Origin of the sequence: Kribbella sp. VKM Ac-2568, assembly GCF_004345365.1 — a bacterium.
Classification (GTDB): domain Bacteria; phylum Actinomycetota; class Actinomycetes; order Propionibacteriales; family Kribbellaceae; genus Kribbella; species Kribbella orskensis.
The window spans coordinates 712,495-732,457 of sequence record NZ_SLVF01000003.1 but is presented as its reverse complement, the minus strand read 5'-3'; the positions used below and the strand labels follow the sequence as shown (position 1 = coordinate 732,457).

The window sequence follows — 19,963 nt, the reverse complement described above, 5'->3', positions numbered from 1 at the left end:
GGGGTCCGGGTTAGCCTCCTGGGTGTGATGCAGCGGCCGGACGGGTTCGACCTCGACCACCACGGTGATCTGGAGGTCGGTCATGGACTTGTCGATCTCGCAGTCAACGTCCGAACCGGTACTCCGCCGGCCTGGCTGGTCGAGGAGATCGCCGGCAGCCTGACGGACCTCGCGTCGTACCCACGGCAGGAGCCGGCCCTGGCCGCGGTCGCCGCTCGGCACCACTGCGAGCCCGAGCAGGTGCTCCTCACCGCGGGCGCGGCCGAGGCGTTCGTACTGATCGCGCGGGCCTTCAAGACCAAGCACCCGGTCGTCGTTCATCCCCAGTTCACCGAACCCGAGGCCGCCCTGCGGTCGGCCGGGCACCTGGTCGACCGCGTGATCCTGCGGCCCGAGGACAGGTTCGTGCTCGACCCGCGGGCGGTGCCGGCCGACGCGGATCTCGTCGTGATCGGCAATCCGACCAACCCGACCTCGGTGCTGCACCGCGCGGACGACCTGCGGGAACTGGCCCGGCCGGACCGGATCCTGGTGGTCGACGAGGCGTTCATGGACGCGGTACCCGGCGAGCCGGAGTCACTGGTCGGTGCCTCGATCCCGGGGCTGATCGTGATCCGCAGCCTGACGAAGACCTGGGGTCTGGCCGGGTTGCGGGTCGGCTACGTCGTGGCCGCCGCGGGGCTGATCGAGCAACTGGCGGCAGTCCAGCCGCAGTGGCCGGTGTCCACTCCTGCACTCGCGGCGGCAATTGCTTGCAGCAACAAACGCGCGCTCGAGGAATCAGCCCAGGCGGCCCTGGAGATCGACCGGCACCGGGCCTATCTGCTCGACGGCCTCGGCTGCTCGGCGGGACCACCTGGCGGCGCGGCTTCGGAGTACGGCGTCGGGGGTTCGGAGTACGCGGGCGGCAGTTCGGCGTACGGCACCGGCGGCGGTTCGGAGTACGCGAGCGGTGCTTCGGAGTACGCGAGCGGTCCTTCGGAGTACAAGGGGGTGGAGACGTTCGGGGTGGCGCGGGGGCCGTTCGTGCTGGTGCGGGTGGAGGGGGCTGCGATGCTGCGGGAACGGTTGCGGGAGCGGGGATTTGCCGTGCGGAGGGGTGACACATTCCCTGGGCTGGGGCCAGACTGGCTGCGGATCGCTGTGCGGCCGGACAGTGTCACGGACGGCTTCCTCAAGGTCTGGCGCGACCTGCTCGGTTGACACCGGCGATCGCTGCTGAACCGAGTGCTCGCCGTAACCCGCGCAGAGGTTTAACCCCGATCTACTTTGCGCACAGGGAGTCCACTCAGGTACTCCAGGCATTCCCGAAGGGAGCAGCATCATGGGCATCAACGACGACGACATGACGACCTCGTCCGGCGGAGGCGAAGGCCTTGCCGACGGTGGCGCGACACCCGGTGCGCACGACGGGGGCGCCGACGGAGGTGCGGACGGCGGTGCCGGCGGTGGTGAAGGACCCGCGGACGGTGGCGCTGTGAGCGGTGCGACCGACGGTGGTGCCGACGGCGGCGCGGACGGTGGCGCCGACAGCGGCGCGGAGGGTCCTGCGGATGGCGGCGCCTCACCGGGTACGACTGACGGCGGCGCGGATGGTGGCGCCGAAGGACCCGCGGACGGTGGCGCCTCGCCAGGTGTCAGCGATGGCGGCGCCGACGGAGGAGCCGACAGCGGTGCCGAAGGACCTGCCGACGGTGGAGCTTCTCCGGGAGCCACTGACGGTGGGGCGGACGGTGGCGCCGGCGGAAACTCCGGGAGTTGGTGATTCCCGTGCCGGAAGCCGGGCCGCCGCCGGACAGGCACCCGGCTTCCGGTCGCCCGGCTGCTGATCGCCCCGCGCTCCGGCGCTGTGTCGCGGCTGACCTCGATGAGTTCAGTAGCTCGTACTGGGGTTCGCAGGCTCTGCTCTCACCTGCCGAGGAGCTAGCGGGTCCCTTCGACGACCTGTTCACCCTGCAGGCCGCTGACGAGTTGCTGTCCCAGCGCGGACTCCGTACGCCGTTCCTGCGGATCGCCAAGAACGGGGCGGTCGTCGGGGACGGGCAGTTCACCGGGGCTGGTGGAGTGGGCGCCGAGATCGCGGATCAGGTCCGGGACGACAAGGTGGCCGCACTGTTCGCCGGCGGGCACACCGTCGTACTGCAGGCGCTCCACCGCACCTGGCCGCCACTGGTCGACTTCGCCACGCAGTTGTCGTCCGAGGCCGGGCATCCGGTGCAGATCAACGCGTACATCACGCCGGCGGAGTCGCAGGGGTTCTCGGCGCACTACGACGTACACGATGTCTTCGTGCTGCAGGTGGCGGGCGAGAAGCACTGGACGGTGCATGAGCCCGTGCACGTGGATCCGCTGCGCAACCAGCCGTGGACGGACCACTCGTCGGCTGTTGCCGCAGCCGCTCGGGACAAGGCACCGGTGATTGACGCCGTACTGCGCCCGGGTGATGCGCTGTACGTGCCGCGGGGCTTCCTGCACTCGGCCAAGGCACTGGGTGGAGTCAGTGCGCACCTGACGGTCGGCCTGCACACGATGACGCGGTACCTCCTCGTGCAGGAGCTGGCCAACCTCGCTGCGGACGAGGCCGAGCTGCGGACTGCCTTGCCGCTCGGGTTCGACCCTGGCGACCCGGCGCAGGTCGCCCAGGTGCTCGGGAAGGTGTCGTCGCTCTTCGCCGAAAAGATCCAGACCGCCTCGGCCGACGAACTAGCCGCACGGCTCCGGCGCCGTACCTGGTCCGGCAACCGCCCAGCCCCACTGCCACCACTCGCCCACGCCGCAGCAATCGCCGCCCTCGCCCCCGGTACTGCGGTACGCCTGCGCGCGGGCCTTCGGTATCGCCTGGTCGAGGGCGATCCAGTCCGCCTGCAACTCCCGGACCGAACCATCTCGTTGCCAGCAGCAACTTATGCGGCGCTGGCGCGGCTCCTCGCGGGCGACGAGTTCAAGGTTGGCGAGCTACCCGGCCTGGACGAGGCCGACCAACTGGTGGTGGTCCGTCGCCTGATGACCGAAGCAGTGCTCATCGCGAGCACTCCGTGACCCACCCCTCCCCACCCACCCCGCGACCACCCGACCCGGTGTCGCCGTCTGAGGTGCTGAGGTGTGCCGCGTCTGCCGAACTCCGCGGTGACTCTCTGGTCGCCTCGGCTCCGCCGGCAGAACGCTGGTTGCTGATCGAATCCCGCACTCCCTGGCCCCGCCAAGCCCTCAACGCCCTCCGCCCCACTGACCCGACCACCGGCCTCGACCTCGCCGCCGAGGTCGCTCGTCTGTGTGTTGCTCAGCGACGCCGACCTGCTCTGATCAGGCGTTACGGCCGCATCGACCGCAAAGCTCCCCGTCGGTGGGCGATGGTCGACAGCCGGCCCGGCCACGAGTCGATCCGCTGGGGTTACCTCCCCGACGACGACCACGTGCTGAACGTCCTCTCCGGCGCCGATCCAGGAACATCCAGCACCGAACCCGTCTACCTCGTCTGCACCCACGGTCGCCACGACGCCTGCTGTGCCATCCGAGGTCGCCCTGCGGCAGCAGCCCTCTCAACCGCATACCCGGACAACACCTGGGAATGCAGTCACGTAGGCGGCGACCGCTTCGCCGCCAACCTCGTCTTCCTCCCCCACAGCCTCTTCTACGGCCACGTTCCTGCAACCCATGCCGCCACCCTGGCAGCCCAATACAACGAGGGCTTGATCGTCTCCGCCTACTTCCGAGGCTCGGCCGCGGTGTCTCCGCCCGTCCAGGCAGCCCAACACTTCGCCCGAGAAGCAGGCCTCTCCCTCTCGGTAGACGCCCTCCACCCCCTAGCTGTCCACCAACTAGCCCCCGCTCAGTGGCAAGTCCTCCTGGACGACGAGGGCCACTCGCTCGAGGTAGACGTCTCCGCCCACCTCACCACCATCAACGCCGCCCTGACCTGCGCCGCCACCGCCCCCGGCCAAGCCCGAACCTTCACCCTCACCACCCCCATCAAACTCCCCTAACCCGGCAAGCCCGACGCACGCACCACCAGCCTGCGGAGCAGCCCGAGCGGCGGATCAACCGGAGCAGGCCCAAGCAGCCGGAGCAGCCGCGGGCTGAGGAGCCAGCGGCGGCAGGTGGGTGTGCGGCGCCGGCGAGGAGGGGCACCGCAGCGCGGTTAGTCCCGGCTGGGGAGTTGGCGGTCGGAGGTGTGGGCGCCGTAGTACGTGGATTGGCGGGACATGATTTCGGACATAGGGGTGCCTCGGGGGACGCCGTAGACGGTGCCGGGGAAGTCCAGGTCGCGTTGGATCTGCCAGAGGTCGTCGTGGCGGTCGGGGGAGAAGAGTTGGGCTGGGTTGCCGGCGGCGATCCAGCCGATCGGCAGGACCGCGCCGGGGGCCAGGTGGGAGTTGACGTGGAGGACGCTGTTGATGCGGAGCTCGGCGCCTGTGCCAGCCACTGAGCCCGGGAAGAGAGAGGCGCCCGTGGCGATGAAGACTTCATCCTCGACCGTGGCGCCGTTCACGTGGGCATGCGGACCGACCAGGACCGAGTCGCCGATCAGCGCGGGATGGTCCGCCCGGCCGCGGACCAGGGCGTTCTCCATCACGACGCTGTTGACCCCGAGGCGGATCTCGCCGTTCTCCGCGGTCAGTACTGCGCCGTGCAGCACCCGGCTGCCTTCGCCCAGCACGACGGCTCCGCAGAGCACGGCCGAGGGCGCGACGTACGCGGACTCAGGGACGACCGGCTGCCGGCCGCGGTGTTCGAGCAGCATCAGGTAATCCTCTCGTCGGACATCACCTCAGCCATCCTGTCTCAGTTGTACGTTTCGTCGGGCGGATTCTCCACAGCCCGTGCCCCACGCCCTGGGGGCCATCGTCCGATCCCGGCCGTCCACATCGAAGGTGGGAGGTTCGGCCGTTCGAACGAAGGTCTGGGCTGGCAGATGGAGAACCAGCGAGCTACAAAGAGGACATTAGAACATCCGTTCGAACGACGCAAGCATGCCTGACAAGTCAGCGAGCCGCCGTCGCAAACATTGCCGAAGTCCTTACAAATAAGGTCTTACGGCCACTGTCAGGCGTCAGTCCGGACGGCGCACAGCGGCGTTGGGAAGCACTCGCTCCAACCCGACGATCGTCGCAGCAGCCAGCAAGGCAAGAAGAGAGATCGCCAGCCACGGAAACTCGCGCTGGACCTCGAACAACTGCGCGAAGAATGCCGGCACCAGCACGCTCGCGAACGCGAACGAGTACTGCCAGTACGACAGATACTTCCCATGCCCGACGTTAGGAGCTACCGCCGCAGCGAGCGCGTTGCCCGTCGCCGCATGCAAGACATCCGCCGCAGCGAAGACCACCGTCGCCAGAATCAACCCAGGCACCACCAGCTCAGTCGGAACATGCAGCAACCCGGCCATCAGCAAGCCCCAGACCGCCCACAGCACCGCGGCCAGTACAAGCACCTTCGTACGCCGCCGCCGCTCCGTATGCCGCACTACCAACGTCTGCCCAGTAGCTAGCACCACAGACACCGCCGCCAGCAGCACTCCCACGATCCACTTGGGCGCAGGCAGTGCCTCGGACACGTAGACCGGCAGCGCGACGCCCATCAGCATCGTGCACAACGCGAGTACGGTGTTCGCGCCGATCAGTACCAGGAACGCCTTGTCCTTCCGCAGCAACGGCGCAGGGCCGCTGTCGGCCGCCGCGGCCGCCCGGGCCTTGTGCGAGGCGCGCAGCCGCAGCAGCAGGAAACCCGCGACGAAGAAGGTGATGGCATTCACGGCCATCGCGAGCAGGAACGGCCCGTCGCCGCCGATGCTGAGCAGTATTCCGGCCGTCAGCGCGCCGAGCCCGAACCCACCGGCCTGCATCATCCCGGCGAGGCCGAACCAGCGATCCCGGTCGCCCGGATCCGAGATGTCCGACAGCAGGCTGAAGATCGCCGACCAGAACACTCGCTGCCCGGTCGTCGTCACCAGAGCGCAGAGGAAGAGCAGCCACAACGACCGCCCGAAGAAGAACCCGACGAAGGCCAGACCCTGCGCGAACTGAGCCCCGATCACCAGGTTCCGCGGCCCGACCCGGTCGATCACCACCCCGACGGCGGCTGGTGCGGCGATCGAGAACAGCGTGGCGACCGTCAGCATCAGCCCAGCTGTACCGAGCGGGATGTCCGCGACCCGGACGAAGAACAGCAGCAGCAGCGGCCCGGCGCAACCACCGCCGAAGGAGTCGATCGCCAGACCGAACAGCAGGGGCGATCGACCGCGGACGTTCGGCAGTCCGAAAGACGTGGCTGTAGGCATGGAAGGGACAACCTGCTCACAGTTGGGGGGCTTCCGGCCGACGACAGTAACAACGGCCGCCCGGAAGCCTCCACTCTATTTCACCCCTGCGGCGCCGCCTCCCGTACCGACACGTGCCGCAACGGCCGCCAGGCGATCGCGGTCGTCGCCACCATCCCCACGAACGCGAACAGGAACGGCGCAACCAGCCCGTAGTTCTGAGCCAGTACTCCGCCCAGCAGCGCCCCGATCGCGGCACCACCCACAGACGCCAGCGCGTACACGCTGTTCACCCGGCCCATCAGCGCCTCCGGAGTGGCGAGCTGCCGGGCAGTGGTCGACACGATCCCCCACACCACGGCGTGTACTCCGAACACGGTCATCGTCGCGCCGGCCACCCATGGATTCCGGGTCAGCGCCAGGATCAGGTGGACGGTGGTCTCGATGACGAGCCCTGCGCGCAGCAGGGTCAGGCTGCCGACCCGCGGCTCGAGGTAGTGGTACACCGGCATCCCGGCGAGCGCGCCGATCGAGGTCCCCGAGATCAGCAATCCGTACTGCGTATCGCTGAGCCCGAGCCGTTGCTTGGCGAACAACACCCACGTCGCGAAGGCCGCCATGAAGGTGATGTTCATGACGAGGATGGCCAGCGCCAGTGTCCGGACCCCCGCGTGGTTCCACAGCCAGTAAACCCCCTCGCGTACGTCGAGCCACAGCGCAGTACGGGCTGCTCCGTCGGAAACAGGCGGGCGGACGCTGACTCGGGATATCAAGGCCGCGGCGGCCGCGAAGGTGACCGCGTTGAGGAGCAACGGGACGCCGGCGGCCACGGCGAACAGCAGGGCACCGATCGACGGTCCGACCAACTGGTTGCCGATGGTGCCGGTCAGATAGAGCCGGGCGTTCGCCATCCCCAGGTGTTCCTTGGGAACAGCAGTGACAAGCAACGCGCCGGACGCATTGTCGGCCAGCGTCTCGGCGGTGCCCATCAGGAACAAGGCCGCATACACAGCCCACAACGGAGAAGCATCAAGCAGTACTGCGAACCCGAGCGCGCCCAGTACCACGGCACGAAAGGTGTCGGCGGCAACGACCATCAAGCGGCGGTCGAGCCGATCGGCGAGGGCGCCGCTGAACAACGCGAACAGCAGCCAGGGGAGTTGCTGGATGAAGGCGGCCGCACCGACGGCGGCGGGCTCATCGGTGGTGGAGGCGACCAGCAGCGGACCGGCGGCGAGCATGGCTCCGTCGCCGAGATTCGAGATGGCCGTGGCGGGCCAGATCTTGCGGAAGTCCCGCCCGAGTTCGGGTGGGAGAAGAGAAGGACGCATCGACGCTCCAGAGGACTGACGGCAGGCTGGACAGGCGACGCCACTCGACGTCGCGGGTCGCCCGGTCAGGAGGCCTGCGTCAGCGGAAGCTGATCAGTACGCCGACCGGACGGTGCGGGCCACGTCCTCCGATGACCTGGACATCGCTCCCACCTCCTGCCTTCGATGCGGGACGGGCGGTTGCTCCGCGCCATCTCGGCCCAGACCTTACCGCCGCCCACCACCCCACCGGCACCCATTTCTGCCCTCAGCAGCAAGGTCCCGTCCACCCCCGCCGACCAGGAGCGCTATCCTCGACGATCGGCAGCCCGCTCGGTTCCCCGACGGTCCGCCTGGAGGGTTCGCATAGTGGCCGAGTGCGCTGGTCTTGAAAACCGGTATGGCGGGTGACCGTCATCGTGGGTTCGAATCCCACACCCTCCGCCTTGAGCGCGCGAATCGCCTCGTGACCTGCGAAAAGACACAGCTGTAATTCATCGCGTGCCTGTCCGGCTGAGTCTGGATGTGTCCGATTGAGACCGGCTGACTTCGGCTCCTCGTGGAAGTGCTCGTGCATCACGTCGACCAGAACCGGCGGCAGCGCCACTGTTCGGAACCCAGCATCGGACTTCGGCCGGCCGGCGACGCGCTCACCGTTCTGCAGCTCGGCGAACTTCCGCCGCACGTGCACCAGCCGATTCGCCGGGTCGAGATGGGTCAGGCGCAGGGCCCACCAGCTCACCCCACAACGGTGCTGCGCCTTGCTCGATGTAGATCCCAACCCGCCGCTGGCCCAGCGGGCGCTGAAGGCCGAGCGGGACATCGGAATGGTGCTGCCTTGCAACGTGGTCGAGCGCGCCGAGGGTCTGGACACCACCCTGGTGCAGGCATTGGATCCGGAGGTCATGGCGCGCGTGAGCGGCCCGGCCGAGCTAACCGAGGTGGCGGACGACGCCGCCCGCCGGCTGCGGGGTGCGCTGGCAACCTCATCGGATGAGCGCGTGGGGCCCAACCGGTCGCTACCGTCTAATGTGAGTTGACCGGTAGCGCAGGTGCGTCTATATTTGTTTTTTATAAGGGAAACTCAAGACGAGAATGCCCTAGAGCTACCGTCATCACCCAAAACGACGGTGACCTGTCCGAGGGGGCAGCGTGCGAGAACGGTTCGGAAGCAGGTCCGCGATCATCACCCTGATCGCCCTGACCCTGGCGGTATTCAGCTACGTGACGACCGAGTCGCTGCCGATCGGCCTGCTCCCCTTGATCGCGAAGGACCTCGACATCACCGAGTCGGCGGTCGGGCTCCTGGTCACGGGGTATGGCCTGATCATCGTGGCAGTGTCTCTGCCACTCACCCGGCTGACTCGCCGGCTACCTCGACGGCGGCTGCTGTGCATCCTGCTCGCCGTCTTCGTCGTCGCGACCTGTCTGTCTGCTGCCGCCGGAAACTACTGGCTGCTCATGGGCGCCAGGATGGTGACCGCACTGAGCCAGGCGCTGTTCTGGTGTGTCGTGACACCCGCCGCCGCCGGCATGTTCCGGGCCGAGGTGCGCGGCCGGGCCGTGTCGATCCTGTACACCGGCGTCTCCCTCGCCGCGCTGGCTGGCATCCCGGCTGGCACGTGGCTCGGCCAGCAGACCAATTGGCGGGTGGCGTTCGTCGTGCTCAGCGGGCCGGGCCTGCTCGTACTCGTCGCGGTCGCGGCCCTCCTGCCCAACACGCCTGCCGGGCAGGGCGCAGCAGACCGGGGCAGCGCACCCGACCGCGGCCGGTACCTGTCCATCGTGGCCACTACGACCATGGCGGTCACCGGCGGGTTCACTGCCTTCACATACATCAGCCCGTTCCTGACCGGCTTCAGCGGCTTCGCCGCGTCGTCGGTCGGTCCGCTCCTGGTGGTACGCGGGATCGCGGGCCTGGCCGGAGTGGTCGTGGTCGGCTTCCTCGTGGACCGCCACGGCTGGCTCACCATGGTGGGGCTCATGGGCCTGCAGGTCGTTGCGCTCGCCGGGCAGTACGCGTTCGGCGCCTCCTTGGTCGCGAGCGTCATCACGATCTCCCTGTCCGGTTTCACGCTCGCAGGCCTCCCCGCCGTTCTCGGGTCACGGGTGCTCCGGTACGCCCCGGGCGCGTCGGACGTGGCGAGCGCCGGCACCTCCACGGCGTTCAACGCAGGAATCACCGCGGGAGCGTTATTCGGGAGCGTGCTGCTGGCCGGTCCGGGCGTGCGCAGTACGGCACTCGTCGGGGCGCTGCTCAGCGTGGTGGCGTTCGCTGTCGTGCTGGCCGAACCATTCTTCTCCAGCCGGCGGCAGGTCGCGCCGATCACCCGCCGACCATCCGCAGCGCGAGGTCGCCCGGGTCTGGTGGCCGGATGCTCGGCCAGCGGAATGCCGCAACCTCCATCAACGTCTTAGGTGGTGTAACCCGTATGCACCCCGATGTGTCCGAGCTGTCGCTGGTCGGCGGGCACCCCGCACTCGACCTGGTCAACACGCTCGAACGAGGGATACCGCTCCACGGCGAGCCGCCCTACGACCTCCTGTCCGACACTTCAGCATTACTGCTCTGGACGCTCAGGGCGGGCCTGATCAGCGACGCGGAGGCCAACCGAGTGGGTCGGGCCTGGCGCGAGGATCCCGCGGCCGCACACGCCGGGCTGGCCGCCGTGCGGGACCTCCGGGAGGGACTGCACCTCGCGATGCTCGCGGCGATCCCGCCCGCGCACGGCGGGGCGCCGGGTAACCCAGGCGGCCCCACCGAGGGCGAACCGATCGCGGCCGGGGCCGCCCTGGTCGGGCTGCACGAACGGTGGTCCGCGGCGGCCGCCCGAGCGACGCTCGTGCTCGACAAAGGCGACCCGCCACGGGTACGGCTCGCCTACGGCACGGTGCCGGCAATGCTGGTACCCGACAGGATCGCTGAGACCGCACTCGACGTACTGCTGACGGCCGACCTGACCCGGGTACGCCGCTGCCCTGTGGCCGAAGGCGGTTGCGGGTGGCTGTTCCTCGACCAGAGCCGCAACGGTTCCCGCCGCTGGTGCCGCATGGCCGATTGCGGTACCACGGCCAAGGCCCGGCGGCTCACCGAGCGGCGCCGCGCCGCACGGGTCGGCGCGCCATAGTTTCGCGCAATCGGAACTGGTCATGAAACGCTCGTAGGGACCTTCATCTGGATCTCCTCGTTGGCGAGGCGGGGGGAGCATCCGATGAAGACGAGGGCCGCGCCTGGCACGCCCCAGGCCAGGAAGGTCGCGGTGATGCTGGCGGTCAGGGCCTGGTTCTGTGCTTCGGTGGTGACCGTCCAGATCCCGGCCATGAGGTGAGCCGACTCGTTCAGCGCGATGCCGATCAGCACATAGCCGACGATGATCAGAATCCGTCCAGCTCGATCGTGGAAGCCATGCCGCCTCCCCGCGCGCCACAGGTACGCACCCACCGTGACGATGACCGCGCCCCAGACGACAGTGCTCGTGGCGTCGGCGCTGGCCGCCGGACCGCTGACGGCGACCTGGTTCGGCAGTTCCATGGTGTCGAGGACGCGGCGAACGCCCCGCACGATCGTGATCAGGCCAACGGCGATCGTCCCCGCTCCCATGCCCCAGTACAGGGTTTGGGGCTCGGTCGCCCGGCGCGAGCCATCCCCCACCATCTCGATCTACCTGCTCTCCACCAACTCACTGACCCTTCATCTGGCGGAGAAGCCACCACGCCAAGCTGATACAGCCCTATGGCTCGGGAGCGGTGGACTTTACGCCGGTCAGTAGGTGGTTGAGGACAAGGTTGTAGTGAGCGTCGCTGCCGTAGTTGCCCATCGAGGTGGCGACGCTGATCGTCAGGGGGAACTGGTCGGCGGGGAGGGCCGCCAAGGCGGTAGGGAGGGTTGGTTCGGCGGAGTCGTCGCGGGCGACGGTGAAGGCGGACCAGCCGTAGTTGAGGGCGATGATGCCGCTGAAGGTGGCGACAGCGGCGTCGTCCGTGATGCCTCCGCGGGCGAGGATGCGCAGCGCTTCCTCGCCGATCCGTACTGCGTTCAGCCCCGGGCTGGGGTGGCTGAACAGGGGTGCGACGGCCCACGGGTGCATCGTCAGGAGGCGCCTGTGTGAGCGGGCGAAGATTCGCAGGTCCTCGAGCCAGTCGTCGGTGGGCGACGCGCAGTCGAAGCGGCCGAGGACTGTGTCCAGGAGCGCGTCGACCAGCAGTTCCTTGGTGGCGAAATGCCGGTAGAGCGCCATCGCGGACGACTCCAGGTCGGCGGCCACGGCGCGGACGGTGAGCGCCTCGAAGCCTTCGGTCGTCGCCACGCGTTCGGCGGCCTCGACGATGCGGTCGGGGGTCAGCGACCCGCGCGGCCGGCGTTGGCGTTGCCGCGGCGCGGGTGACGTGGTCTGGGGGGTTGACGGCTTCATGTGTACAGCGTACGTTATCTCTCAAGCGTACAAAGTACACAAACTTAGGAGCATCTGATGATCGTTCGCTGGCTTCCCACCTTCCTTGGTTTCCCCGTCGGCGGCTGGCTCGCCGCCCAGGCCGTCGGATCCGTTCGCGGCCCCGGTAGCGCGGCGCTCGCCGGCTTGATCGCCGGCCTGGCCATCGGTGTCGCGCAGTGGCTCGTACTGCGCTCGCGCGGGGCTGATCTCCGCTGGGTGATCTACACCGCCCTCGGCATGACAGTCGGCGGTGCGGCCGCCGCTGTTCTGACCGGCGCAGAGACGGACGTGAAGTCGCTCGTACTCACAGGCATCGTCGCCGGAGCCGCAGTTGGTGCCGCGCAAGCCACCCTGCTCGCATCCAGTCTTCGGGCCGGGATTGCGTGGAGCGCATTGGTGAGCATCGCCTGGGGGCTTGGCTGGCTGACCACGGCCAACGTCATCGTCGACGCCGAGAGTGGCTTCATCATCTTCGGCTCCAGCGGCGCTCTCGTGGTGACCGTACTGACTGGGCTGGGCATGCGGTGGCTCCTGGCTGTCAAAACTCCCGCGAAGGTCGCTCCCGCCGCGCTACCCGTCGCTGAAGCCCACCGATGAGCAGCGCCACGGTGACGGGCGTGACGCTGGTGGCCCTGCCGCTGGCCTTCAACGCTGCCTTCGCCGCACTGGCTGCGAAGTTCGACTACCCCGACATCCTGCGCCGTCCGACCCATGAGGTCCTCGACCGCTTCCGCAGCGGCGGATCGCCCCTGGTCTTGCTGTGGTGGGCCTTCGCCATGACCGCCGTGGCTCTCGCACCTCTTGCTGTTCTCCTTGGCCGCACACTCGACGGAGCCAACGACGACCTGCGCTCCGTCGGCGCCACCATCGGCGTACTGGCCGCGGTCGTGCAGTTCCTCGGGCTGATTCGCTGGCCGTTCCTAGTTCCTTACCTGGCACGCGTTTCGGCCGAGCCCGATGCCGATCCGGCTCGGCGCGAAGCGGTCGACATCGTGTTCCAGTCCTTCAACCGCTACCTCGGTGTCGCAGTCGGGGAGCACCTCGGCTACCTGTTGACCGGCGCCTGGACCGTCCTGGTTGGTGTCGCGCTGACCCAGACGACGGTCGCGCCCGGCTGGCTCGGGATCCCCGGCATCGTCATCGGCGTACTCCTCGCTCTGTGCTCGCTCGAGTTCGTCGGCCCGTTCGAGCAGGCCGGCTGGAAGCTCGCAGGCATCCTCACACCCATCGTGTACATCGCCTGGTCCCTGTGGCTCATCGCCGCCGGCATCGCGCTGCTGCTCTGAAACCTGTGGTGAACTCGCCCATGACCTATGTCGGCTCCACACCTGGGACCTGAGACGCCACCTCGGCAACTGCCTGTTGCTACTCCCCGGAGCCCAGGTGCTGGTGATCGAGGAGACGGGCCTGCAGGTCGACCCGGACGCCCTTGTCCCGTTCGCATCCCTGTCCGAGCCGGAACTCCACGTAGTCGACTACCCGAACGGTGACCGCGTCCACTGCTTCGCCCTCTGCTTCGAGGCGCGCCACTGGACCGGCGAACTCACCCCAGGCGACGACGAGGTCCTGAAAACCCGCTTCTTCGACCCCACGGACGTCCCGGACCCACTCCACCCGCCAACCCTCACCGTCCTGGCCCTCCACCAGACCTTTCTCACCACCGGCGAATTCCAAGCCCGCTGAAGATCCGCGCGCAGTTTCAGTTGTCGAGTGAGGACCAGAAGGCGTTGAGCAAGGGCTCAGGTGGCGGGAGGCACTGGGTTAGGAGGATGGCGGCTGTGTGGCGGTCGGGATAGTTGAACCAGGTGGTGCCTAGGCCGCCGCCCCAGCCGTAGCGCGTGGGGGACACCTGTACTCCGTAGCCCCAGCCGGCGCCATCGAGGAAGATTTCGGCCGAGCTTCCACTGTGCTGGGCAGGTGTCAGCTGATCAGTGGTCATCGCCTGGAACGCCTCAACGGAAAGCAGCCGTTTCCCCTGACGCACCCCGCCGGCCAGCATGAACTCGGCGAAGCGCAGGTAGTCCGAGGCCGTCGACACCAGGCCGCCGCCGGCGTGCGGGAAGAGCGGGGCCGTGGACCAGTCGCTGCCCTTCGCAGGATCGAACACCGCCAGCCCGCCCGACCCATCCGGCGTATAACAAGGCACCAACCGCGCCTGATCCTGTACTGCGAACCCGGTGTCACCCATCCCCAGCGGCGAAAGCATCCGGTCAGCCAGGAGTTCGCCAAGCGGCTGCTTCCCGGCCCGAGCCAGCAGCACCCCGAGTACGGCGTACGCGAGGTCGTAGCGCCACGTCGACCCGGGGTGTTCCATCAACGGGAGTTCACCGAATCGCGCGATCCACTCGTCGGGTCCGACTGCGACAGCAGACGGCAGCGGCGGCCCCATCCCGAGACCGCGGGCGTCGGCGGCTTCGGCGACCGGGCATGACTCGACCTCGAACGCGAATCCGAAGCCCATCCGCATTGTCAGCAAGTCCTCGACAGTGATCGCGCGTTCGGCCCGAACCGTCTCGCTCACCGGCCCATCGAGCCGGCGCAGTACCCGGCGGTCGGCCAGTTCGGTCAGCCACCGGTCGACCGGATCGTTCAAGGCAAGATTGCCTTCGTCCGCGAGCATCAGCATCAGCACAGCCACCAGCGGCTTGGTCATCGAGCTGATCCGGAACACCGCGTCGGTGGTCATCGGCTCGCCTTCGAGCGACGCGCCCCCAACCGCCTCCAGCAGCACCTCGCCGTTGTCGCTCACAGCCAGCACCGCGCCGGGCGCAGTACCAGGGCCGAGCTGCTCACCGACCGCGGCCAGCAAGCGCTCTGAGGATGTGGATGCCATCGGGACCTCCTTGGGCGGCCCATCAAACACCACGCCCCGGACAAACGAGGCAGCGTTGGATCAGGAGCCAGGTAAGGAAAGATGCTGGTGGATCATCTTCCAGCCGTCGTCCAGCCGCTGGAACACCCGTGTCGCCCGCGACCAGTTCTCCTCCGAGCCGTCGACCACGATCCGCGTCAGCCCCCAAGCCACCGCGAGGTCATCCCGCGCCTTCACCGTCAGCTCGGGAATGCTCATCTCCACCTTGTCGGCGGACTCGAGCCCGGCCGCGCAGACCTCCCGGACCGCGTCCTTCCCCACGGACTGCAGTGGACCGCCGTACTCGTAGGACACGACGTCGTCACCGATCGCTTCCATCAGCCCGTCGAGATCCTTGGCGGCCGTACGTTCCGACCACTGGTCATGAATTTCCCGTACTTCGGACTCCGCGACCGCAGGCGGCGTCTCGGTCGACGGGAACGAGTGGTGCTCGTGGGTCACCACCCAGCGGCCGTCCTCCTTGCGGAGACCGAGCGTCAACCGCAGCCGGTTCGGCGAACCCTCCTCGAACACGTCCCGCAGACCGCACTTCAGCAACGCATGGGCGAACGCGACGTCCGCACCCGCGGTCACGTCCAGCGAGACGAGCTCGAAGATCGCCCCCGACGCCTGCCACTCGAAGAACCCGGGCCAGGTCTCGCGGTACGCGTCGAGTCCCCGAACCCCGTCGTACGGCGGTGGTACGTCGAACATCACGATGTCGCCGGAGTGGTCCTGCAGCACGGTGTCCAGCTCGCCTTCGTGGACCGCCGCCGCCCAGCGCTCGATCAGTGCCCGGATCTCCTGCTCGTCGTTGCTCATCAGCCAGTTCCTTCCAGCGGTGAATTTCTCTGTCACCACTAGAACCCAGGCGGGCGCCGAAACTCATCGCAGCGCGCGAACTCATTCCGCCAGCGACGCCGGCAACCCGAAGGAAGGGAAGTCCGCCTCCAGGAACGAGACCACCTCGGCGATCGACGACCCGCGCAGCCGGATCAGGTCGAGCCCGGCGGCCACGTACCGCCCGTCGTTCCACAGGTAGGTGCCGAACGCGAGCTGCCCGTTCGCCCGCGCAGGCAGGAACCGCCACCGGTCCCGCAGCGGCCCGTCGATCAGGAACCCACGGATCCCGTCGTGCCCCTGGAACCACAGCGGCAGCGGCGGCATCGAGTACTTCGCGTCGTCCGTCAGCATCTCCACGATCGCCTCGACGTCCCCCGCCTCCCAGGCAGTCATGTACCGCCGAGCCAGGTCGCGCTGCTCCGCCTCACCGAGCTTCTCCAGCGTCACCTGCTGGGTGGAGTCGGGCACTGCACCAGACACCACTTTGCGAGCACGCAGCAGTGCACTGTTCACGGCAGCCACGGTCGTGTCGAGCAGGTCAGCCACCTCAGCCGCGGCGAACGCCAGTACGTCGCGTAGGAGCAGTACTGCGCGCTGCAGCGCCGACAAGTGCTGTAGTGAGGCGACGAACGCGAGCTCTACGCTCTCCAGCGCAACCACCCGAGCCTCCGGACTCAACTGCGCAGTCCAGGCCAACCGCTGCTCGGGGTACGGCTCTAGCCAGACTGTCTCCGTCTGGGGCGCACTCAGGTCGGTCGGGAGCTCCCGGCGACCCATGCGCTCGATTAGCGTCAGGCAGCGGTTTGTAGCGATCTTGTAGAGCCACGGCCGCAGCGAAGTCCCCTCGAACCTCTCGAGGTTGCTCCACGCGCGTACCAAGGTCTCCTGCACGCAGTCCTCGGCGTCGTGGTCGGACCCGAGCATCCGGTAGCAGTGCGCGTGCAACTCGCCTTGCAGCGGCCCGATCAGCTGACCGAAGGCGGCCTCGTCCCCGGCGCGTGCGGCCTCCAACAGCTCTACGCGTTGATCCACCGCTCCAGTGTGGCGCCTGCCAGGCCACTGTCGACCGCATGAGCACACTGCTTCAGACAACCGGCCAATTGCTCAACCAGAGGTTCACCGGTCAGCCCGACTGTCGCCACAGCCGCAGCAGCATTGAGCAGTACTACGTCGCGCACCGGCCCGGGCTCTCCGCCCAGTACCGACCGGGCGATCCGTGCATTGGTGGCGGCATCACCGCCCCGCAGGCCGGAAGCCGGGCACAGCGGAATTCCCAGCTCACGCGGATCGAGCAGCACCTCAGACGTCGTGCCGCCGCGAACCACCCACACGCGTGAAGCAGTAGTGGTGGTCAGCTTGTCGAGGCCGTCGTCACCCCGGACGACCAAGGCGGAACCACCCCGCGCGGCAAGGACGGACGCGATCACCGGCTGCATCCGCGCGTCCGCGACTCCTACCAACTGGTGCTGCGGATCCGCCGGGTTGATCAACGGGCCGAGCACGTTGAACGCCGTCGGCACGGCCAGCTCACGCCGTACTGCGGCCACGTGCCGCAGGCCCGGGTTGAACCTCGGCGCGAACAGATAGGTGATCCCCGCCGCGGCGACGGTTCGCAGTACGGCTGAGGGGGTGAGGTCGAGCGGGATGCCGAGGTGTTCCACCAGGTCGGCCGAGCCGCCGGTCGTCGACGAGGCGGCCCGGCCTCCGTGCTTGACCACCGTGACACCGGTGGAAGCCGCCACGATCGCGGCCATCGTGGAGATGTTCACTGCGCCGGTCCCGTCGCCACCCGTCCCCACGATGTCGACGAAGGGACCCGGGACGGCGATGGGTGTCGCGTGCCGGCGAACGGCCTCGGCGAGTCCCGCGATCTCCGCCGGGGTCTCGCCCTTGGCGCGCAAGGCGATCAGGAATCCCGACACCTGCGCGGAGGTCGCCGTACCGCTGACCACCTCGTCCATCGCCCACCAGGCATCGCCCATCGAGAGATCACGCCCGCTGAGCAGGGCGGAGATGATCCCGGACCAAGTGCGATCCGCAGTACGGACTGTTGCCATGGGCGATCCTCGGGGTGCTGGGCCCCGACGAGGGTGGTGCGAAAGCAAGGGCCGCCTCGTCGAGGCGGCCGGTTGATTCGCGTGAGCGCAGGAGCAGGGGCCGCCTAGTCGGCGGGCCACCAGCTGCTCAGACGCGTGCTCACAGCCGAACCTTAGCAAGCCCGACGGTAGATGAACCCGGTGGCGAGATCCCAGAGCCGTACGGCGTTCGCCGGGTCGTGTGTATTTCAGCGGTAGCCGCGGATGTAGTCGATGACGAACTCCGGGGTCGGCGGTTCGCCGATCGACCCGTCCGGGAAGTCGAAGGCTGCCACCATCAGCTGCAGCGGATACGCCGGCGGCTGTGGACAACTGCGGATCAGCCGGCCGTCGACGAAGAAGTCGGCGCGCTCGGCGGACCACTCCACGGCGTACAGGTGGAAGTCGGTGATGTCGATGGGCAGCGGGACGGCCTCGAAGTTCTCCTTGACCGCAGGGTCGCGGAACGCGTGCAGGCCCATCCCGACGGCCGTCGACTCGCCGGGGACGACCGCGTTGCCGAACATCTCGGTCACGCAGATCTCGGCGCAGCGCTCCGGGCGGTCCTCCAGCCCGACCATCCACAGCGCGACCATCGAGCGCGGTGAGACGACGCCGCGTGCACGGAGCTCAAGGTAACCGCCGTCCGGGGTCCAGCCCCCGAAGGGCTCTTGCTCCTCGCGGACGACCAGCCCTTCGCGGTACGGCTGCTGACCGATCGTGCTGCCGACCGGTCCGGAGAAGTTGCCCGACTGGATCCCCGACACCCGCATCGCCGGCGAGTGGTCGTTCTCGCACCACAGCCCGTGGCCGGGCGGGATCGTCAGGTGCAGGCAGGAGTCTCGCAGTTCGTACTGCGCTGCCGTGGCCGCGCGCGAACTCCACTGCGGCAGGTAGTTCGGCAGCCAGACGGCGGGGTCCAGGTCCGGACCGTCGAAGTCGTCCTCGAAGACCAGTCGGCGTTCGGCCATGGACCCATCATCGGCGCGCGCACCCGGGCTGTCACATGATGGGGCTCAGAACCGTCAAGCTAGTGACGGATCGCGACGGGAGATTGTGACCAGTGGACCAGCACGACCAACTCGCGGAGAAGTTCGAGGAGAACCGCACCCAGTTGCGCTCGGTGGCGTACCGGATGCTCGGCTCGGTCAACGAGGCCGAGGACGCGGTGCAGGAGGCCTGGTTGCGGCTGAGTAGGTCCGACGTCAGCGAGGTCGCGAACCTCAGCGCCTGGCTGACCACGGTGGTTTCCCGGGTCTGCCTCGACATGCTGCGCACCCGCAAGTCCCGGCGCGAGGACCCGCTGGACATCTTCGTCCCCGACCCGATCGTGAGTCCGTTGGATCCTGAGGAAGAGGCAGTCCGCGCCGACTCGGTCGGGCTGGCGATGCTGGTCGTGCTGGAGACGCTGGCGCCGGCGGAGCGACTCGCCTTCGTGCTGCACGACATGTTCGCGCTGAGCTTCGATGAGATCGCCGAGATCGTCGACAAGTCCCCGGCCGCGACCCGCCAGCTCGCCTCCCGAGCGCGCCGCCGCGTCCAGGGCGTCCCGGTCAGCGACGGCGATGTCGGCCGGCAGCGTGAGGTCGTCGACGCGTTTCTCGCCGCCTCCCGCAGCGGCGACTTCGAGGCCCTGCTCTCCCTCCTCGACCCCGACGTCGTACTCCGCGCCGACGCCGGTACGACGCCTGCCGACCCCACCGGGCCGGCCGTCTCCAAGCTGGTACGCGGAGCCCTCGCGGTCGTCGAGCAGGCCCTCATGTTCACCAGGCTCGCCCCCTACTCCCGCCCAGCCCTGGTCAACGGAACCCCCGGCGTCATCACCGTCGTCAACGACCAACTCCTGGGCGTCATGGCCGTCACCGCCCACAACGGCAAAATCACCGAAATCAACATCCTCGCCGACATCCCCCGCCTCCAATCCCTCCCCATCCCCGCCTGACCCAGGTACTCCGACCCCACGCGCCTCCACCGTCGCCGCTCCCACCCACCCCTGGCCCGGCGCTCCTGCGGCGCGCCTCATCAAAGCAGCCGTGGCGGCGGTGTCCTGAAGCCAGCGGCTCCGGCTCCCTCTGTCGCCCACCCCACTCCCGTTGGGCGAGCAGTGCCCGGCCCGCACGACGCCACACCCCGACCCAGCATGGCGGGCGGGCGTCAAGCTCTCCTTGACGCTGCTACGAAGCGTCGCGTCGGCG

General features: G+C 68.5%; 21 protein-coding genes and 1 tRNA gene. 12 read left to right on the top strand and 10 right to left on the bottom strand.

Translation table 11 applies throughout. From position 1 onward, the window contains the following. Positions 1 to 27 precede the first annotated feature (27 nt). The 4 genes from cobC to EV648_RS10960 all read left to right on the top strand — a co-directional run bounded on the left by cobC (position 28) and on the right by EV648_RS10960 (position 3,983). The gene (gene cobC, locus EV648_RS10975) at positions 28 to 1,203 is read left to right on the top strand and encodes an Rv2231c family pyridoxal phosphate-dependent protein CobC (RefSeq protein ID WP_132288798.1); all 1,176 of its coding nucleotides are present in this window, start codon (positions 28 to 30) and stop codon (positions 1,201 to 1,203) included. A gap of 121 nt (positions 1,204 to 1,324) precedes the next feature. Next, positions 1,325 to 1,765, top strand: coding sequence for a BatC protein (locus EV648_RS10970; RefSeq protein ID WP_132288516.1), 441 nt, complete (start codon positions 1,325 to 1,327; stop codon positions 1,763 to 1,765). Beyond that, a complete protein-coding gene (locus tag EV648_RS10965; protein WP_241995043.1) occupies positions 1,762 to 3,039 on the top strand; it encodes a cupin domain-containing protein in 1,278 nt (425 codons plus the stop codon). The genes EV648_RS10970 and EV648_RS10965 overlap by 4 nt, the downstream gene beginning before the upstream one ends. Before the next feature lie 38 nt (positions 3,040 to 3,077). Continuing rightward, the gene (locus tag EV648_RS10960) at positions 3,078 to 3,983 is read left to right on the top strand and encodes a sucrase ferredoxin (protein ID WP_206751936.1); all 906 of its coding nucleotides are present in this window, start codon (positions 3,078 to 3,080) and stop codon (positions 3,981 to 3,983) included. A 155-nt stretch (positions 3,984 to 4,138) separates the two neighbouring features. Here EV648_RS10960 and EV648_RS10955 read toward each other — a convergent pair whose 3' ends face one another. From EV648_RS10955 to EV648_RS10945, 3 genes are all read right to left on the bottom strand, one after another. Beyond that, positions 4,139 to 4,741 carry a gamma carbonic anhydrase family protein gene (locus EV648_RS10955; protein ID WP_132288510.1) on the bottom strand — a complete coding sequence of 201 codons (603 nt, stop codon included), beginning with the start codon at positions 4,739 to 4,741 and terminating at the stop codon, positions 4,139 to 4,141. A 309-nt stretch (positions 4,742 to 5,050) separates the two neighbouring features. Continuing rightward, a complete protein-coding gene (locus EV648_RS10950) occupies positions 5,051 to 6,277 on the bottom strand; it encodes an MFS transporter (protein ID WP_132288507.1) in 1,227 nt (408 codons plus the stop codon). An 80-nt stretch (positions 6,278 to 6,357) separates the two neighbouring features. Then, a complete protein-coding gene (locus tag EV648_RS10945; protein ID WP_132288504.1) occupies positions 6,358 to 7,587 on the bottom strand; it encodes an MFS transporter in 1,230 nt (409 codons plus the stop codon). A gap of 334 nt (positions 7,588 to 7,921) precedes the next feature. Between EV648_RS10945 and EV648_RS10940 the strand changes: the two genes are divergently transcribed. The 4 genes from EV648_RS10940 (at position 7,922) to EV648_RS10925 (ending at position 10,694) form a co-directional block, all read left to right on the top strand. Beyond that, positions 7,922 to 8,010: transfer RNA gene (locus EV648_RS10940), tRNA-Ser, on the top strand. Between the two features lie 317 nt (positions 8,011 to 8,327). After that, positions 8,328 to 8,606 carry a DUF302 domain-containing protein gene (locus EV648_RS10935; RefSeq protein ID WP_132288501.1) on the top strand — a complete coding sequence of 93 codons (279 nt, stop codon included), beginning with the start codon at positions 8,328 to 8,330 and terminating at the stop codon, positions 8,604 to 8,606. Positions 8,607 to 8,718: 112 nt separating this feature from the next. After that, entirely contained in the window at positions 8,719 to 9,984 is a 1,266-nt protein-coding gene (locus tag EV648_RS10930; protein ID WP_132288498.1) for an MFS transporter, read from the top strand. 14 nt (positions 9,985 to 9,998) lie between these two features. Then, entirely contained in the window at positions 9,999 to 10,694 is a 696-nt protein-coding gene (locus tag EV648_RS10925; protein ID WP_158293961.1) for a CGNR zinc finger domain-containing protein, read from the top strand. A gap of 20 nt (positions 10,695 to 10,714) precedes the next feature. On the opposite strand, the gene EV648_RS10920 is transcribed toward EV648_RS10925, so the two are convergent. Both EV648_RS10920 and EV648_RS10915 read right to left on the bottom strand, forming a co-directional pair. Continuing rightward, entirely contained in the window at positions 10,715 to 11,221 is a 507-nt protein-coding gene (locus EV648_RS10920; RefSeq protein WP_132288492.1) for a hypothetical protein, read from the bottom strand. 76 nt (positions 11,222 to 11,297) lie between these two features. Beyond that, positions 11,298 to 11,978 (bottom strand): TetR/AcrR family transcriptional regulator, encoded by a 681-nt coding sequence (locus tag EV648_RS10915; protein WP_132288489.1) that lies wholly within the window; start codon positions 11,976 to 11,978, stop codon positions 11,298 to 11,300. A gap of 57 nt (positions 11,979 to 12,035) precedes the next feature. Here EV648_RS10915 and EV648_RS10910 point away from each other — a divergent pair, with 57 nt between their 5' ends. The 3 genes from EV648_RS10910 to EV648_RS10900 all read left to right on the top strand — a co-directional run bounded on the left by EV648_RS10910 (position 12,036) and on the right by EV648_RS10900 (position 13,682). Further along, positions 12,036 to 12,596, top strand: coding sequence for a hypothetical protein (locus tag EV648_RS10910; RefSeq protein WP_132288485.1), 561 nt, complete (start codon positions 12,036 to 12,038; stop codon positions 12,594 to 12,596). Beyond that, positions 12,593 to 13,285 carry a DUF4386 domain-containing protein gene (locus EV648_RS10905; RefSeq protein ID WP_132288482.1) on the top strand — a complete coding sequence of 231 codons (693 nt, stop codon included), beginning with the start codon at positions 12,593 to 12,595 and terminating at the stop codon, positions 13,283 to 13,285. Before EV648_RS10910 ends, EV648_RS10905 begins: the two co-directional genes overlap by 4 nt. Positions 13,286 to 13,382: 97 nt before the next feature. Beyond that, complete coding sequence (locus tag EV648_RS10900) at positions 13,383 to 13,682, top strand: NUDIX domain-containing protein (RefSeq protein WP_241995033.1); 300 nt, start codon at positions 13,383 to 13,385, stop codon at positions 13,680 to 13,682. Positions 13,683 to 13,698: 16 nt separating this feature from the next. Here EV648_RS10900 and EV648_RS10895 read toward each other — a convergent pair whose 3' ends face one another. From EV648_RS10895 to EV648_RS10875, 5 genes are all read right to left on the bottom strand, one after another. Continuing rightward, positions 13,699 to 14,832 (bottom strand): serine hydrolase, encoded by a 1,134-nt coding sequence (locus EV648_RS10895; RefSeq protein WP_132288476.1) that lies wholly within the window; start codon positions 14,830 to 14,832, stop codon positions 13,699 to 13,701. Positions 14,833 to 14,892: 60 nt separating this feature from the next. Beyond that, entirely contained in the window at positions 14,893 to 15,672 is a 780-nt protein-coding gene (locus tag EV648_RS10890) for a nuclear transport factor 2 family protein (protein ID WP_132288473.1), read from the bottom strand. Positions 15,673 to 15,753: 81 nt separating this feature from the next. Further along, complete coding sequence (locus EV648_RS10885) at positions 15,754 to 16,725, bottom strand: sigma-70 family RNA polymerase sigma factor (RefSeq protein WP_132288470.1); 972 nt, start codon at positions 16,723 to 16,725, stop codon at positions 15,754 to 15,756. Further along, complete coding sequence (gene trpD / locus EV648_RS10880; protein WP_132288467.1) at positions 16,710 to 17,750, bottom strand: anthranilate phosphoribosyltransferase; 1,041 nt, start codon at positions 17,748 to 17,750, stop codon at positions 16,710 to 16,712. Before trpD ends, EV648_RS10885 begins: the two co-directional genes overlap by 16 nt. Positions 17,751 to 17,977: 227 nt before the next feature. Next, positions 17,978 to 18,739: a glycoside hydrolase family 16 protein gene (locus tag EV648_RS10875; protein WP_132288464.1), complete on the bottom strand. Its 762-nt coding sequence runs from the start codon at positions 18,737 to 18,739 to the stop codon at positions 17,978 to 17,980. 92 nt (positions 18,740 to 18,831) lie between these two features. Here EV648_RS10875 and sigJ point away from each other — a divergent pair, with 92 nt between their 5' ends. After that, a complete protein-coding gene (gene sigJ, locus EV648_RS10870) occupies positions 18,832 to 19,710 on the top strand; it encodes an RNA polymerase sigma factor SigJ (protein WP_132288461.1) in 879 nt (292 codons plus the stop codon). The last annotated feature ends 253 nt before the right edge of the window (positions 19,711 to 19,963 follow it).